15 protein-coding genes are annotated in these 14,405 nt (G+C 74.5%); 5 read left to right on the plus strand and 10 right to left on the minus strand.

Annotation, left to right across the window (positions count from 1 at the left end; translation table 11 throughout):
- Positions 1-5: 5 nt before the first annotated feature.
- Positions 6-920, minus strand: coding sequence for an NAD(P)-dependent oxidoreductase (locus tag ACI6QG_RS06155; RefSeq protein ID WP_407023695.1), 915 nt, complete (start codon positions 918-920; stop codon positions 6-8).
- The gene (locus ACI6QG_RS06160; protein WP_407023696.1) at positions 917-2,131 is read right to left on the minus strand and encodes an ABC transporter substrate-binding protein; all 1,215 of its coding nucleotides are present in this window, start codon (positions 2,129-2,131) and stop codon (positions 917-919) included. Before ACI6QG_RS06160 ends, ACI6QG_RS06155 begins: the two co-directional genes overlap by 4 nt.
- A 380-nt stretch (positions 2,132-2,511) precedes the next feature.
- Between ACI6QG_RS06160 and ACI6QG_RS06165 the strand changes: the two genes are divergently transcribed.
- Entirely contained in the window at positions 2,512-3,273 is a 762-nt protein-coding gene (locus ACI6QG_RS06165) for an SDR family NAD(P)-dependent oxidoreductase (protein WP_407023697.1), read from the plus strand.
- A 106-nt stretch (positions 3,274-3,379) separates the two neighbouring features.
- Here the strand turns inward: ACI6QG_RS06165 and ACI6QG_RS06170 are convergent, their stop codons facing one another.
- Positions 3,380-4,540: a CaiB/BaiF CoA transferase family protein gene (locus tag ACI6QG_RS06170; protein ID WP_407023698.1), complete on the minus strand. Its 1,161-nt coding sequence runs from the start codon at positions 4,538-4,540 to the stop codon at positions 3,380-3,382.
- A gap of 31 nt (positions 4,541-4,571) precedes the next feature.
- Between ACI6QG_RS06170 and ACI6QG_RS06175 the strand changes: the two genes are divergently transcribed.
- The 4 genes from ACI6QG_RS06175 to ACI6QG_RS06190 all read left to right on the plus strand — a co-directional run bounded on the left by ACI6QG_RS06175 (position 4,572) and on the right by ACI6QG_RS06190 (position 7,793).
- Positions 4,572-5,492, plus strand: coding sequence for a LysR substrate-binding domain-containing protein (locus tag ACI6QG_RS06175; RefSeq protein ID WP_407023699.1), 921 nt, complete (start codon positions 4,572-4,574; stop codon positions 5,490-5,492).
- 134 nt (positions 5,493-5,626) lie between these two features.
- A complete protein-coding gene (locus ACI6QG_RS06180; protein WP_407023700.1) occupies positions 5,627-6,004 on the plus strand; it encodes a carboxymuconolactone decarboxylase family protein in 378 nt (125 codons plus the stop codon).
- Positions 5,994-6,767: an enoyl-CoA hydratase/isomerase family protein gene (locus ACI6QG_RS06185; RefSeq protein ID WP_407023701.1), complete on the plus strand. Its 774-nt coding sequence runs from the start codon at positions 5,994-5,996 to the stop codon at positions 6,765-6,767. Before ACI6QG_RS06180 ends, ACI6QG_RS06185 begins: the two co-directional genes overlap by 11 nt.
- Positions 6,768-6,824: 57 nt before the next feature.
- A complete protein-coding gene (locus tag ACI6QG_RS06190) occupies positions 6,825-7,793 on the plus strand; it encodes a Bug family tripartite tricarboxylate transporter substrate binding protein (RefSeq protein WP_407023702.1) in 969 nt (322 codons plus the stop codon).
- Here the strand turns inward: ACI6QG_RS06190 and ACI6QG_RS06195 are convergent.
- The 7 genes from ACI6QG_RS06195 to ACI6QG_RS06225 are packed head-to-tail and all read right to left on the minus strand — an operon-like array spanning position 7,777 to position 14,400.
- Positions 7,777-8,763 (minus strand): NADPH:quinone oxidoreductase family protein, encoded by a 987-nt coding sequence (locus tag ACI6QG_RS06195; protein WP_407023703.1) that lies wholly within the window; start codon positions 8,761-8,763, stop codon positions 7,777-7,779. The genes ACI6QG_RS06190 and ACI6QG_RS06195 overlap by 17 nt on opposite strands.
- Positions 8,760-9,857: a CaiB/BaiF CoA transferase family protein gene (locus tag ACI6QG_RS06200; RefSeq protein WP_407023704.1), complete on the minus strand. Its 1,098-nt coding sequence runs from the start codon at positions 9,855-9,857 to the stop codon at positions 8,760-8,762. Before ACI6QG_RS06200 ends, ACI6QG_RS06195 begins: the two co-directional genes overlap by 4 nt.
- Entirely contained in the window at positions 9,854-10,447 is a 594-nt protein-coding gene (locus ACI6QG_RS06205; RefSeq protein WP_407023705.1) for a 3-hydroxyacyl-CoA dehydrogenase family protein, read from the minus strand. The genes ACI6QG_RS06200 and ACI6QG_RS06205 overlap by 4 nt, the downstream gene beginning before the upstream one ends.
- Positions 10,444-11,340 (minus strand): 3-hydroxyacyl-CoA dehydrogenase family protein, encoded by an 897-nt coding sequence (locus ACI6QG_RS06210; protein ID WP_407023706.1) that lies wholly within the window; start codon positions 11,338-11,340, stop codon positions 10,444-10,446. Before ACI6QG_RS06210 ends, ACI6QG_RS06205 begins: the two co-directional genes overlap by 4 nt.
- Complete coding sequence (locus ACI6QG_RS06215; protein WP_407023707.1) at positions 11,337-12,509, minus strand: acyl-CoA dehydrogenase family protein; 1,173 nt, start codon at positions 12,507-12,509, stop codon at positions 11,337-11,339. The genes ACI6QG_RS06210 and ACI6QG_RS06215 overlap by 4 nt, the downstream gene beginning before the upstream one ends.
- On the minus strand, positions 12,509-13,204 hold the full coding sequence (locus ACI6QG_RS06220) for an SDR family NAD(P)-dependent oxidoreductase (RefSeq protein ID WP_407023708.1): 696 nt from the start codon (positions 13,202-13,204) through the stop codon (positions 12,509-12,511). The genes ACI6QG_RS06215 and ACI6QG_RS06220 overlap by 1 nt, the downstream gene beginning before the upstream one ends.
- Positions 13,204-14,400: an ABC transporter substrate-binding protein gene (locus tag ACI6QG_RS06225; RefSeq protein ID WP_407023709.1), complete on the minus strand. Its 1,197-nt coding sequence runs from the start codon at positions 14,398-14,400 to the stop codon at positions 13,204-13,206. The genes ACI6QG_RS06220 and ACI6QG_RS06225 overlap by 1 nt, the downstream gene beginning before the upstream one ends.
- Between the last annotated feature and the right edge of the window lie 5 nt (positions 14,401-14,405).

The raw sequence follows: 14,405 nt of genomic DNA on the forward strand, positions 1-14,405 counted from the left end.
TGTCGTCAGTCTCGCCGCTGCGCGGAAACCTCCGCCCCGCCCCAGGTTTCGAGCAGCCGGATCAGGGCGGTGACGTCCTGCCCCTCTGCGCCATGCGCGTGGGCGTGGTCGTAGAGTTGCTTGGCGGTGGTGCAGGTCAGCATGGTGGTGCCGAGAGCCTCGGCCTCGGCCAGGGCCAGCCGCACATCCTTGCGCATCAACTCCAGCCGGAAGCCGAAGTCGAAGCGCCGCTCCAGCACCGCCTCCGGCATGAACACCTCGGTGGAGAAGGACCGGCCGCTGCTGCGCGCGACCACCGCGTGCATGACCGCCGGGTCCAGCCCCGCCTTGGCCCCCATCACCATCGCTTCGGCCGTTGCCGCCCAGACCGTCGCGGCGATCAGGTTGTTGACGAGCTTCAGCGTCTGCCCCTGTCCGACCTGCTCGCCGACATGGATGGTTCCCTTGCCGATCGCCTGCAGCAGGTCGCTCACCCGCTCGAAGGCCACCCGGTCGCCGGAGACCATGATCGAGAGCGTCCCCGCCTGGGCGCCCGCCACGCCCCCCGACACCGGGGCGTCGAGCACCGCCACGCCCTTGGGGGAAAGGCCCGCCGCCACCTCCTGCGCGACGCGCGCGCCGGTGGTGGACAGGTCGGCATAGACGCGCATCGCCGATCCCTCGACCAGCCCACCGGCGCCGAGGGCCACCTGCTTCACCACCTCCGGCGTCGGCAGGCTGACGAAGACGACCGGCGCGGCGTCCGCCACGGCGGCCGGGGAGGGCAGGGCGGTCGCCCCCAGCGCCGCGGCCCGCGCCACCATCGCTGGATCGACGTCGTGCACCAGCAGGCGGTGGCCCGCCGCGAGCAGCCGCTCGGCCATCGGCCCGCCCATCGCGCCGAGGCCGATGAAGCCGACCGTCAGGGCATTCGCGGTCACGGACGCACCAGCGGGCAGCCACCCTCCGCCAAGGGGCGGAAGGCCTGTTCCGCCGGGATGGTGGCGATGATGCGGTACAGGTCCCACTCGCCGCGGGACTCCTCGGGGCGCTTGGCCTCCACCAGGTACATGTCGTGCACGTGGCGCCCGTCCGGCCGCACATGTCCGTTGCGGGTGAACATGTCGTTCACCGGCAGCTCCCGCATCCGGGCCGCCACGGCCGGGCCCTCATCCGTGCCGGCCGACTCGATGGCGCGCAGGTAGTGGCGCACGGCCGAATAGACGCCGGCCTGGTACTGGGTCGGCATGGCGCCCCGGTGACGTTCCGCGAAGCGTTGGGCGAAGGCGCGGGTCTCGTCGTTCTGATCCCAGTACCAGGCCTCGGTCGCCACCACCCCCTGCGCCGTCTGGAGGCCGAGGGCCCGGATGTCCGTGATGTTCACGAACATGCCGACGAGCCGCTGGCCGCGCCGCGTCAGCCCGAACTCCCCGGCCTGCTTGATGGAGTTGATGGTGTCGGTCCCGGCATTGGCCAGCGCCACCACCTGGGCGCGGGATGCCTGCGCCTGCAGCAGGAAGGAGGAGAAGTCGGGCGCGTTGAGGGGGTGCCTCACCCGTCCGGCCACCGTGCCGCCCTCCGCCCGCACCACGGCGTCCGACGCGCGCTCGAGCGCGTAGCCCCCTTCGTAATCCACCGTGAGGTAGAACCAGGATCGCGCGCCTTGCTGCAGCACCGCCCGCGTGGTGCCCGAGGACAGGGCGTAGCTGTCCGACACCCAGTGGAAGCCGACCGGCGAGCACTGCCGGCCCGTCAGCTCGGTCGAGGCGGCGGAGGTGTTGATGATCACGCGGTTGCGCTCCCGCCCGACCTGCTGCACCGCCAGCGCCACCGCGGAGTTCGGCATGTCGATGATCATGTCGACGCGCTCGGTGTCGATCCAGCGGCGCGCCGTCGCGGCACCGGTGTCCGGGCGGTTCTGGTGGTCGGCGAAGACCACCTCCACCGGACGTCCAAGGGCGCGGCCACCGTGATCCTCGATGGCCAGCCGCGCGGCGGCGACCGAGCCAGGCCCGGCGAAATCCGCGTAGGGGCCCGTCATGTCGGTCAGCACGCCGATGCGGACGACATTGTCGGACACCGGCTGGGCGGCGGCAGGGGATGCCAGGCCGAGCGCCACAAGCAGCGCGACCGCGCTGGAGCGGATGGACATGCTGTTTCCTCCTCGCCCTGGGGCGCTCTGGAGGCGGCGCACCTTGTGGCCCCGATACATTCCCAGAGGTGAAAAAGGCGGTCAATGCTGGCGGCATGTCCGCGGGCGGCCGCGAATGCCCGGTCGGCGCCGGCGGTGGAGGCCGGCGGGCACGACCACGCCGGAGCCATCCGTCCGGGGCCTGGGCGAGCGGTCAGGGAGGGCTCGGCCCGGCGCGCCCGCGCGGGTCCGCGGCACGATGGGGGCGGTGGCGGGAGGCGCGGCCCCCAGCGTGCCTCCCGGCTGGCGCGCAGCATGGCCACGCGCTTGTCACTGGCAGGACGCTTCCATACATCGGATCATATGACGCTTCATGTATGCGCCATCCATCGGAGGAAGCCATGACGTACGCCGATCTCGCGGGGAAGGTCGTCCTGATCACGGGCGGCGCCAATGGCCTGGGTGCGGCCGCCGCCAAGGCCTTCCTCGCCGAGGGCTGCAAGGTCGCCATCGTGGACATCGCGGAGGATGCGCTCGCCGAGGCGGCGCGCAGCCTGGGCTTCCCGGACCGGCTGCTCACCATCGTCGCCGACGTCTCGCGCGAGGAGGACGTGCGGCGCTACGTGGAGCGCACGGTCGCCGCCTTCGGCACGATCGACGTGTTCTTCAACAATGCCGGCATCGAGGGGAAGGTGGCGCCCATCGTCGAGCAGGCGGTGGAGGATTTCGACCGGGTGATGGCGATCAACGTGCGCGGCAGCTGGCTGGGGCTGAAGCACGTGCTGCCGGTGATGTACGCGAAGAAGTCCGGCAGCGTGATCAACACCTCCTCCATCGGCGGGCTGGTGGCGGGGCCGATGCCGGTGTCGCCCTACGTCGCCTCCAAGTTCGCCATCCATGGGCTGACGCGCATCGCCGCCAACGAGGCCGCGCCCCATCAGGTGCGCGTCAACTCGGTCCATCCGTCGCCGGCCAACACCCGGATGATGCGCTCCCTCGAGAGCGGCGCCGGCTCCTCGCAGGAGGCCATCGCGCACGCCATCCCGCTGGGACGCTACGCCGAGGGCGAGGACATCGCCAACATGGTGCTGTTCCTGGCCAGCGAGAAATCCAGCTTCGTTACCGGCTCGCAGTTCCGGGTGGATGGCGGGATGCTCAGCTGAAGGCAGGGACCGCCGGGTGGAGGCCGCAGCGCGCCCTCCGACGGCCCCCGCCGGCCGTGGCCATCCATGACGCGCCCGGCCGCGTCGCCCGCGCTTTGCGGCGGCCTCACTCGCCGCCGGCCACCCGCGTCCCGATCGGGCCCGGCGCGCCGCACCGCGGCACCCGCCGCGGCGCGTCGCCGAAGCGGAAGGGCGAGGCCAGGCCGCGGTAGCCCTCCAGCTCCGCCACCAGCCCTTCGGCCTGCACCTGCGGGTGGTCGAACATGTCCTCGATGCCGCCGACCACGGCGCAGGGCACCTGGCCGCGCATCAGCGCCTCCCACTCCGCCGCCGTGCGCGCGGCCAGCGCGGCGTGCAGCGCGGGCAGGATGGCGTCGGCGCGCTCGGCACGGTCGCGCACCGTGGCGAAGCGCGGGTCCTCCGCCATCGCCGCCAGCCCGGTCAGGCGGCACAGGGCGCGCCAGAAATGGTCCGTGGTGGCGGAGAGGTAGAGGAAGCCCGCCCGTGTCGGGTGGATGCCGGCGACGCGGCCTTGGCGCAGGTCGCGGTCGGCCTCGCGCCCCTCGTCATCGGCCCAGACCAGGCGGCCGGCCTGCATGGCCAGCGCGGCGGCCAGCAGGCTCATCCCCACGCGCTCGCCCCGGCCGGTGGCGTGGCGTTGGTGCAGCGCGGCCACGATGCCGAGCGCCGCCAGCGACGCCGCGTAGAAATCCACCGCCGAGCCCGAGAGCAGCTGCGGCGGCCCGCCCGCCGCCTGGCCCTGCAAGGCGGCCAGGCCCGTCATCGCCTGCAGCACCTGGTCGAAGCCAGCGGCACCGGCCAGCGGCCCCGTCTCGCCGAAGCCGGTCAGGCTGCACCAGACCAGCCGCGGGTTGCGCGCCGACAGCAGGGCCCAGCCCAGGCCCAGGCGTTCCATCACGCCGGGGCGGAAATTTTCCAGCAGCACGTCGGCCTCGTCCGCCATCGCCAGCAGCGTGGCCTTGCCGGCGGGGTCCTTGAGGTCCAGCACCAGGCCGCGCTTGCCGCGGTTCACCCCCAGGAACACGCGCGAACGCCCGGGCAGGGTGGAGGGGTAGTGGCGGATGGGGTCGCCGCCCGGCGGCTCCACCTTCACCACCTCCGCGCCCAGGTCCGCCAGCAGGGAGGCGGCGAAGGGGCCGGCGATGTAGCCGGACAGGTCCAGCACGCGGATGCCGGCGAGCGGGGCATTGGTCTCCATGCGCCGCGCATAGGCGGGGGCGACGCGGCGCGGGAAATACCGTTGCACGCGGCGGCCATAGCGTTGCCTTATGGCAAGCATGGATTTGCGGCAGCTGCAGAACTTCGTGCGCATCGTCGAGGCGGGCTCCATCACCCGCGCCGCGGCGCTGGTCGGCATCGCCCAGCCGGCGCTGACCCTGCAGGTGGCGCGGCTGGAGCAGGAACTGGGCGTGCCCCTGTTGCTGCGCTCGCCCCGCGGCGTGAAGCCGACGGAGGCCGGGCTTTCCCTGCACCGCCAGGCGCGGGAGCTGCTGCGCCAGGCCGAGCGCATTCCCGCCCGCGTCCGTGCCTCGGCCGGCGAGGCGGCGGGGGAGGTGTCGGTGGGGCTGCCCACCGCGCTGGTCGCCTTCTTCGCCGCGCCGCTGATGCGCGCGGTGGCGGAGCGCCTGCCGCGGGTGACGCTGCGCCTGTTCGACGGCCAGAGCGCCCTGCTGCGCGAGCACGCGCTGACCGGCCGGGTGGACCTGGCGCTGGTGAGCGAGCACGGCCCGCAGCCGGCGCTGGACCGCCTGCCGCTGTTCCGCCAGCGCCTGTCCTTGCTGACCGACGGCACCGGGCCGGGCGACGCCGAGGGCGCGCCGATCGCGCTGGAGGCCGCCGCCGCGCGCGCCGCCGGCCTGCCCAGCCCCGGCAACGTGGTGCGCGCCGCCTTCGACGCGGCGCTGGCCCGCGCCGGGCTGGCGGCGCAGGCGCGGGTGGAGCTGAACTCCCTGCCCACCGTGGTGGCCGCGGTGCGCGAGGGGCTGGGCGCGGCCATCACCATCTGGACGCCGCTGCCCGCCGCCTCGGGCCTGTGCCACCGGCCGGTGGAGCCGGCGCTGTCCATCGCCGTCTCGCTCTGTGCCGCCGCCGGCGCCGCGCCGGACCCGGCGGCGGAGGCGGTGCGCGCCCTGCTGGCCGAGGGCGTGCGCGCCCGCATCGGCGCCGGCGACTGGCCCGGGGCGGAGCCCCTGACGTAAACGGGGGCGGAGCCCTTGACGGAGACGCGGGCCGAACCCTTGCCATAACCCGGCGCGATGACCCCTGCGCGAGACGGTATTTCCCCAAGGCCCCGCCGGTGCCTTAGCCATGCGCCATGGGACCGGAGGAACGGATGCGCTTCGACGACGGCCTGGCCGTGCTGCGCGAGGTGCTGGGCGAGGACTACGCCCGCCGCGCCGAGGCCGGCCGCGCCCACCCCTTCGCCGCCCCCTTCACCGAGATCGCCACCGAGGCCGCCTGGGGCGGCGCCTGGGCGCGCGACGACCTCGACCGCCGCACGCGCTCGCTGGTGACGCTGGGCATGCTGCTGGCCATCGGCGCGCCGGGCGAGGTGAAGCTGCACACGCGGGGCGCGCTGCGCAACGGTGCGACGCGCGAGGAGGTGCGCGCCGTGGTGCTGCACGCCGTCGCCTATTGCGGCGTGCCGCGCGCGCTGGAGGGGCTGCGCGCGGTGATGGCGGCCCTGAAGGAGCTGGACGGTGCCGATTGAGTTGGAGGTGGCCGCCGACGGCGTCGCGCTGCTCACCCTCAACCGTCCCGAGCGGTTGAACGCGCTGGACCCGGAGCACTACGCCCTGCTGTCCCGCGCCTTCGAGCGGGTGCGCGACGACCCCGCCATCCGCGCCTGCGTGGTGACCGGCGCGGGCGAGCGCGCCTTCTGCACCGGCGCCGACCTCAAGGCGCCCATGCCGCGCCTCGGCCCGGCCGAGATGGCGATGACGCAGCGCGACCTGCTGCCCAACCGCGGCATGCAGCTGTGGAAGCCGCTGGTGGCCGCGGTGAACGGGCATTGCCTGGCCGGCGGCATGTGCCTGCTGCTGGCCTGCGACATCCGCCTGGCCGCCCCCCATGCCACCTTCGGGCTGAGCGAGGTGAGGCGCGGCCTCATCGCCGGCAATGGCGGCACGGTGCGCGCGGGGCGCGACCTGCCGCACGCCCTGGCGATGGAGCTGCTGCTGACCGGCGACGCCTGGGACGCCGCGCGCGCCGAGCGCTGGGGCCTGGTGAACCGCGTGGTGCCGATGGCGTCGTTGCTGGAGGAGGCGCTGGCGGCGGCGCGGCGCATCGCCGCCAATGCCCCGCTGGCGGTGCAGGCGGCGAAGGAGGTGGCGCTGCGCGCCCGCGACCTGCCGCTGGACGACGCGCTGCGGCTGGAACAGGCCATGCTGGCCCTGCTGGCCACCACGGAGGACCGCGCCGAGGGCGTGCGCGCCTTCACCGAGAAGCGCGCCCCGGCCTTCGCGGGGCGCTGAATCCATGGCACGGCGGTTGCAGCGCCGCGGCCCAACGACAGCAACGGGGACACGTCCATGATGACCGCACCGCGCCGCGCCCTGCTGGCGCTCCCGCTCGCCACGCCGGCCCTGGCGCAGGGCTGGGCGCCCGCGCGCCCCATCCGCTACGTGGTGAACTTCCCGCCCGGCGGCACGGCGGACCTGGTGGGCCGCGCCATGGAGCAGGCGCTGCCCGAGACGCTGGGCCAGCCGGTGGTGGTGGAGAACCGCGGCGGCGCCGGCGGCGTGCTGGGCACCGAGCAGGTGGCCCGCGCCGCGCCGGATGGCCACACGCTGGGCCAGGTCCTCGCCACCCACGCCACCACCCCGGCGCTGCTGCCCAGCCTGCCCTTCGACCCCGTGCGCGACTTCCAGCCGCTCTCCATGGTGGCGCGGATGAGCACGGTGGTGCTGGTGGCGCCCTCCAGCCCCATCCGCACCGTGGCGGACCTGCTGGCGGCGGCGCGCGCGAACCGCGACGGGCTGGCCTATGCCTCGCCCGGGGTAGGCGTCATCGCGCACCTGGCCGGCGCGCTGCTGCAGCAGGTGAGCGGCGCCAACCTGGTGCACGTGCCCTATCGCGGCGGCGGCCCGGCGCTGACCGACCTGATGGCCGGCAACGTGCCGGTGATGTTCAACGGCTTCGGCGGCAGCGTGCCCCATGTGCGCGAGGGGCGGGTGCGCGCCATCGCCGTCACCTCCGCCCGCCGCTCCGCCACCCTGCCCGAGGTGCCCACCATGGCCGAGCAGGGCTTCCCGCAGATCGAGCTGTATGACTGGTTCGGCGTGGTGGCCCCCGCCCGCACGCCGCCGGCGGCGACGGAGCGGCTGTTCCGCGCGGTGGTGGAGGCCACGCGCAACGCCGCGCTGCGCCAGCGGCTGGAGGCGGCGGGGCTGGAGGTGATGGCCAGCGCCTCGCCCGACGAGTTCGGCGGCTACATCGCCGCGGAAATCGAGCGCTGGGGCGCCCTGATCCGCGCCGCCGGCATCAGGGCCGACGGGTGAGGTCCAGCACCACCCGCCGCCCGCCGGCGCCCTGCGCGACCATCGCCAGGGCCTCGGCGGCGCGTTCCAGCGGCAGGGTGGCGCCGATCACCGGGCGCAGCAGGCCCGCGCGCCACCAGCCGGCGATGTCGCGCCACGCCGCGCGCACCTTGTCGGGCTGGCGGGCGCGGTAGTCGGTCCATTGCAGGCCCAGCACGGCGATGTTCTTCAGCAGCAGGTAGTTGGCCTTGATGGCGGGGATGCCGCCGGCGGCGAAGCCCACCACCACCAGCCGGCCGCACCAGTCCAGGCAGCGCAGCGCGGCTTCCGTCGCCTCGCCGCCCACGGGGTCCAGCACGGCGTCCACCGGGCCGCCGCACCCGGCCAGGGCGGCGCGCAGCCCGTCGCGCAGCTCCAGCCCGTCGAGGCGCAGGACGTGATGCGCGCCGGCGGCCTGGGCCAGCGCGGCATGGGCCTCGCCGCGCACCGCCGCCACCACGCGGCCCGCGCCCAGCGCGCGGGCGATGCCGATGGCGGCGAGGCCCACCGCGCCGGAGGCGCCCAGCACCAGCAGGCTCTCGCCCGGCTGCAGGCGTGCGCGCTCGGCCAGGGCGAACCAGGCGGTCTGCGCCGCCAGGCCCAGCGCGGCGGCCTCGGGGGCCGGGATGTCCTCGTCCAGCGGGGCGAGGCCGTTGGCCGGCACGGCGGCGCGCTCGGCGAAGGCGCCCCAGTCCACCGAGGCGGCGACGCGGGTGCCCGGCGCGTAGGGACCGCCGGACACCACCCGCCCCACCGCCAGCACGCCCGGCACGAAGGGCAGCGGCGCCTTGAGCTGGTAGCGGCCGGAGATGGCCAGCAGGTCGGGGAAGTTCACCTCCGCCGCTTCCAGCGCCACCAGCGCCTCGCCCTCCCGCGGCTGCGGCTCGGGCGCCCCGGTGGTGAAGGCGGCGGCGTCGGGGCCGCCGAAGGCCTGGACCAGCGCCGCCCTCATGCCGGCAGGGCCGGCCAGGGTGCCTCGGCGGCGTCGGCGCGCAGGGCGGGGGCGATGGGGGTGGGCAGGGCCGGGAGCCGGGCGCCATCGGGCGCCACCACGCCCCGCGCGAACAGGCCGCGCGCGGCGAAATGCGGGTCGGCCAGCGCCTCCTGCACCGTGGCGACGATGCTGGTGCAGCAATCGGCCCGCGCGAAGACGGGGCGCCAGGCGTCGGCGGGCCTGGTGGCCAGGATGGCGGCGACGCGCGCCGCGGTGCCGGCGGGGTCGCGCGCGTCGTCGCGCCACTCCGGCTCCAGCCCGATGGCGTCGCAGAAGGCCGCCCAGAACTTGTCCTCGATAGGCGCGGCGGCGACCAGCCGCCCGTCCCCCGCGGCGTAGAGGCGGTAGCGCGGCGTGCCGCCGGTCACGAGGTCCGTGCCGTTGCCCGGCCATTGCCCGGCGGCCAGCCCGTTGCCCATGGCCCAGTAGAGGAAGGGCCAGACATTGTCGGCCATCGCCACGTCCAGGTGCGCGCCCTGCCCGGTGATGCCGCGGCGGATCAGCGCCAGCAGGATGTTGATGACCGCCGGGTAGGCGCCGCCCGCGATGTCCGCCACCAGGGCCGGCGGCACCACCGGCCGCGCCGCCTCGCCATGCGAGAGCGAGAGCATGCCGGCATCGCCCAGGTAGTTCAGGTCATGCCCCGCCACGTCGCGCTTCGGGCCGGTCTGCCCATAGCCGGTGATGGAGCAGGTGATGACGCGCGGGTTGCGCGCGGCGATGGCGGCGTGGCCCAGGCCAAGGCGCTCCATCACCCCAGGGCGGAACTGCTCCATCACCACGTCGGCGCGCGCCAGCAGCGGGTCCAGCACGGCGCGCGAGGCGGGGTCCTTCAGGTCCAGCGCCAGGCTGCGCTTGCCGCGGTTGAGCAGGGCGAAGTTGACGCCGTCCCCGCCCCAGCGCGGCGCGTAGGAGCGCATCTCGTCGCCGCGCCCCGGGCGCTCGACCTTGATGACCTCGGCGCCGGCCTCAGCGAGGATGAGCGTGGCCAGCGGGCCGGGCAGCAGGGTAGAGAAATCCAGCACCAGCAGCCCATCGAGCGGGCCCTTCACCGGCGTCGCCTCGCGGCGACGACGCTGCGCCGCGCCGGCGCGTAGCCCGGCGTGCCGAAGGCCTCGAACAGCGCCGCGCTGGCGGCGTGGTGGTGGTGCAGCCCGCCGCGCAGCAGGCGCTCGACGGGGCCGTCCGGGTAGCCCAGGCCCAGCCTGCAGGTCAGGTCCATGTCGGCCTGCGTCGCCAGGCCTTCGTCCAGGAAGCGCAGGGCGGCGTTGTACTTGGGCCGCAGCAGCCGGTCGAGGATGCGGCCCGGCTGGTCGTCGCAGAGCGCCACCTGCAGCCCCGCCGCCTCCAGCGCCGCGCGGGCGGCTGCCACCGCGGCGGGCGCGCTGCCCTTCTGCGTCACCAGCTCCACCAGGGGCGAGGGCGCGTCGTCGCCGTTACGCCAGCGGGCGATGCCCAGAACGATGCCGCCCTCCTCGCCCGCATGCTCGGCGAGGGATTCATGGCCGAGTTCCACCAGCACGGCGGCGAAGCCGGCGGGGTCGGGCAGCGCCGCGCCGGGCAACACCACGGCGATGCCGGGCTGCGCGCGCAGCAGGTCCAGCGCCGGGTCGCCCGGCGGGAAGGAACGGGAGGTGCTCATGCGCCGTACATCCCCGGCTTGCCGTAGTCGAAGAAGCCGCGGCCGGACTTCCGCCCCAGCCGCCCGGCCGCCACCATGCGCCGCAGCAGGGGCGGCGCCGCGGCGCGCGGATCGAGCGTGACCGGGTAGAAGGCCTCCGACAGCCGCACCTGCGTGTCCAGCCCGATCAGGTCGATCAGCTCCAGCGGGCCCATCTTATAGCCCAGCCCGGCCTTCACCGCGCGGTCCACATCCGCCGGCGCCGCCACGCCGGCCTCCACCAGCCGGATGGCGTCGTTGTTGAAGGGCACCAGCAGTGCGTTGAGGATGAAGCCCGGCTTGTCCTGCGTGCGCACCGGCTGCTGGCCCGCCGCCACCGTCCAGTCCCAGGCGGCCTGGAAGGCGGCGTCCGAGGTGTTCACGCCGGGCGACATCTCGATCAGCTTCATCAGCTGCGCGGGCAGGCAGAAATGCATCCCCACCACCCGGTCCTCCCGCCCGCAGCCCGAGGCGATCTCGGTGATGGACAGCGTGGAGGTGTTGGAGGCGATGATGGCGTGTTCCGCCAGCACCGGGTGCAGCGCGCGCAGCAGCGCCTGCTTCACCGACAATTCCTCGAACACCGCCTCGATCACCAGGTCGCAGCCCGCGAGCCCGTCCAGCGCCACCGTGTCGGTGATGCGGGCCATGGTGGCGTCGCGCGCCTCGGCGCTCATCTTGCCGCGCTCGACGGACTTGCCGAAGAAGCCCGCGGTGTCGCGCAGGGAGCGCTCCAGCGCCGCGGCGCTGAGGTCCTGGCGCGCCACGTCGAAGCCCGCGCGGGCGGCGACGATGGCGATGCCCGCGCCCATGGTGCCGCCGGCACCGCACACGCCCACCGTCTTGATGGCGCGTCCCGCGCCGGGGCGGATCATCGCGCGCGCTCCGCGAAGGCGCGGCCGATCAGGCCGCGATGCACCTGGTTGGTGCCCTCCCAGATCTGGGTGATCTTGGCGTCGCGCATCAGCCGCTCCACGCGGTGATCGCGGCAATAGCCGTAGCCGCCGAACATCTGCACCGCCTCCGTCGTCATCCGCATCGCCAGGTCGGTGGCGCGCAGCTTCAGCATGGAGGCCTCCACGCCGAAATCCCGCTCGCCCGCATCCACCATGGCGGCCACGTGGTCCAGCCAGGCCTCCGCCATCGCCAGCTCCGTCGCCAGGTCGGCCAGGGTGAACTGGTTGCCCTGGAAGTCGATCACCCGCCGGCCGGACTGCTTCCGCTCGTTCATGTAGGCCACCATGTCGGTGAAGGCGGCGCGCGCGATGCCCAGCGCATGCGCCGCCACCGAGGGGCGCGACTTGTTGAGCGAGGCGAGCAGGATCCTCAGGCCCTCGCCAGGCTGGCCCAGCAGGTTCGCGCGCGGCACCCGCATGCCATCGAAGGCGATGGCGGCGGTGGAGGCGGCGCGGTGGCCCATCTTGTCCTCCAGCCGCACCACGCTGAAGCCCGGCGCGCCCTTCTCCATCACCAGCACGGAGATGGCGGCCTTCGGGTCCTCGATGCCGTCCCACTTGCCGAAGAGCAGCGTGAGGTCGGCGACGTCGCCGTTGGAGATGAAGACCTTGCCGCCATCCACCACGATGTCGTCGCCATCGGGCGTGAACTTCGTGCGCATGCCGGTGGCGTCGGAGCCCGCGGTCGGCTCGGTGATGGCCAGCGCGCCCAGGCCGCCCTCGGCGATGCGCGGCAGCAGCCGCGCCTTCTGCTCCGCCGTGCCGAGGTCGATCAGCGGCTTCATGCCGTGGAAGGTCGTGGCGTAGACGATGCCGGTGGAGGCGCAGGCGGCGCTGATCTCCTCCACCACCGCGAGGTAGAGGCGATAGGACATCGGCGCGCCGCCGAATTCCTCCGGCACGAAGAGCCCGTTCAGCCCCAGGGCGTTGATGGCGCGCATGTTCTCCCAGGGGAAGTCGCCGCTGGCGTCCAGCGCCGCGGCGCGGGGCGCGATCTCCCCGGCGCAGAGGCGGCGCACCTGGTCCAGCACCATGCGCTCGTCGTCGGAAAAGGGCCGGCGCGCCGCCAGCCGCTCGAACACGCCCATCAGTGGTTCATCCCCTGCCCGCCATCCATGGTGATCGTCTCGCCGGTGAGGAAGCCGATTCCGGGGTCGAACAGCAGCCCCACCAGCCGCGCCACCTCCTCCGGCGTGCCGGCGCGCCCGGCGGGCACGCGGCGCTTCAGCCAGGACTGCACCTTGGCGTCGGCCAGGAACTCCCGGTTCAGGTCGGTCTCGATGTAGCCGGGCGCGACATTCAGCACGCGGATGCCATCGGCCGCCCATTCGCTGGCCAGCACGCGCGTCATCGCGCCCACCGCCGCCTTGGCCGCGCAGTAGGCCAGGCTGCCCGGCACGCCGAGCGCGCCGAAGAAGGAGCCGATGTTGACGATGGTGCCGCCGCCATTCGCCACCAGCCCCGCATGCGCCTCGCGGCAGGCGATGAAGGCCGCCGTGGCGTCCAGCCGCAGCACCGCCTCCCACTCCGCCGTCGGCAGCTCCGCCGAGGGGCGCGCGGTGTGCGCGCCCGCATTGTTCACCAGTCCCGCCAGCGGCCCCGCCGCGCGGATGGCGGCGGCCAGCGCCGCCTCATCCGTCACGTCGCAGCTGACGCCGCGCCCGGCCGCGCTGGCGCCGGAGCGCGACAGCCCGACCACGGCGAAGCCCCGCGCCTCCAGCTCCCGCGCGATGGCGGCGCCGATCCCGCGCGAGGCGCCGGTGACGAGGACGGTGCCCGCCATCAGCGCCGCACCCGCGGGCACTCGCTCTGCGCCAGCGGGCGGAAGGCGCGCTCGGCGGGGATGGTGGAGACGACCTCCAGCAGGCCCCATTCGCCGCGCACCTGGGCGGGCGGCAGGGCGCGCATCAGGTACATGTCGCGCATCATCCGGCCATCCTCGCGGATGGTGCCGCCGCGGGTCATGAAGTCCTCCACCGGGATGGCGCGCATGCGCTCCATCACCGCGCCGGCCTCGTCGGTGCCGGCGGCGTCCACCGCTTTCAGGTAGTGGCGCACGGCGGAGTAGGTGCCGGCCTGGAACATGGTGGGCGGGCGGCCGTGCCGGGCCTGGAAGCGCGCGGCGAAGGCGCGGGTGTCATCGGTCTGGTCCCAGTAGAAGGCCTCGGTGAAGACCAGGCCCTGCGCGGCCTCGCTGCCCAGGGAGCGGATGTCGGTGATGAGCGCCAGCAGCGCCGCCGGGCGAAGGCCGCGCCGCTGCAGCCCGAACTCGCTGGCCTGCTTCACGATGTTCTGGAAATCAGCCCCCGCCGCGGCGATGCCCAGCACCTGCGCGCGCGAGCCCGCGGCCTGCGCCAGCGCCGAGGCGAAGTCGGTGGAGCCCAGCGGCACCCGCACGCTGCCCAGCACCCGCCCGCCGCGCTCCCGCACCACCGCGGCCGCGTTGGCTTCCAGCGAATGGCCGAAGGCGTAGTCGCTGGTGATGAAGAACCAGTCGCGTCCGCCGGCATCCACCACGGCATTCGCCGTGCCGGCCGCCAGGGCGAAGTTGTCGTAGACCCAGTGCACGCCGGTGGCGGCGCAGGCGCGCCCCGTGAGGTCGGTGGTGCCGACGCTGGTGGCGATGGTGATGCGGTTGCGCTCGGCGCCCAGCGCCTGGATGCCCAGCGCGATGGCCGAGTTGTTGAGGCCGAAGATGGCGTCCACGCGCTCGTTGTCGAACCAGCGCCGCGCCATCGCCACGCCGATGTCGGTGCGGTTCTGCCCGTCGCCGCTCACCAGCTCCACCGGCGCGCCGGCGGCGCGGCCGCCATGGTCCTCGATGGCCATGCGCGCCGCCACCACGTCGCCCGGCCCCTGGATGTCGGCGAAGACGCCGCTCATGTCCGCCAGCACGCCGATGCGCACCGCGCGGTCCGATGGCTGCGCCTGCGCCGCCATGCCGCCGGCCAGCATCCCGGCCATCACCCATTTCCACATCGCTC

Source organism: Sabulicella flocculans, assembly GCF_045449635.1.
Classification (GTDB): domain Bacteria; phylum Pseudomonadota; class Alphaproteobacteria; order Acetobacterales; family Acetobacteraceae; genus Roseococcus.

What these genes read in the sequence shown, in the direction of transcription:
- ACI6QG_RS06205 (WP_407023705.1), bottom strand. Translation starts at nt 10,447, where the DNA reads ATGAGCACCTCCCGTTCCTTCCCGCCGGGCGACCCGGCGCTGGACCTG.
- ACI6QG_RS06215 (WP_407023707.1), bottom strand. Translation starts at nt 12,509, where the DNA reads ATGGGCGTGTTCGAGCGGCTGGCGGCGCGCCGGCCCTTTTCCGACGAC.
- ACI6QG_RS06165 (WP_407023697.1), top strand. Translation starts at nt 2,512, where the DNA reads ATGACGTACGCCGATCTCGCGGGGAAGGTCGTCCTGATCACGGGCGGC.
- ACI6QG_RS06175 (WP_407023699.1), top strand. Translation starts at nt 4,572, where the DNA reads ATGGATTTGCGGCAGCTGCAGAACTTCGTGCGCATCGTCGAGGCGGGC.
- ACI6QG_RS06210 (WP_407023706.1), bottom strand. Translation starts at nt 11,340, where the DNA reads ATGATCCGCCCCGGCGCGGGACGCGCCATCAAGACGGTGGGCGTGTGC.
- ACI6QG_RS06225 (WP_407023709.1), bottom strand. Translation starts at nt 14,400, where the DNA reads ATGTGGAAATGGGTGATGGCCGGGATGCTGGCCGGCGGCATGGCGGCG.
- ACI6QG_RS06180 (WP_407023700.1), top strand. Translation starts at nt 5,627, where the DNA reads ATGCGCTTCGACGACGGCCTGGCCGTGCTGCGCGAGGTGCTGGGCGAG.
- ACI6QG_RS06220 (WP_407023708.1), bottom strand. Translation starts at nt 13,204, where the DNA reads ATGGCGGGCACCGTCCTCGTCACCGGCGCCTCGCGCGGGATCGGCGCC.
- ACI6QG_RS06190 (WP_407023702.1), top strand. Translation starts at nt 6,825, where the DNA reads ATGATGACCGCACCGCGCCGCGCCCTGCTGGCGCTCCCGCTCGCCACG.
- ACI6QG_RS06195 (WP_407023703.1), bottom strand. Translation starts at nt 8,763, where the DNA reads ATGAGGGCGGCGCTGGTCCAGGCCTTCGGCGGCCCCGACGCCGCCGCC.
- ACI6QG_RS06160 (WP_407023696.1), bottom strand. Translation starts at nt 2,131, where the DNA reads ATGTCCATCCGCTCCAGCGCGGTCGCGCTGCTTGTGGCGCTCGGCCTG.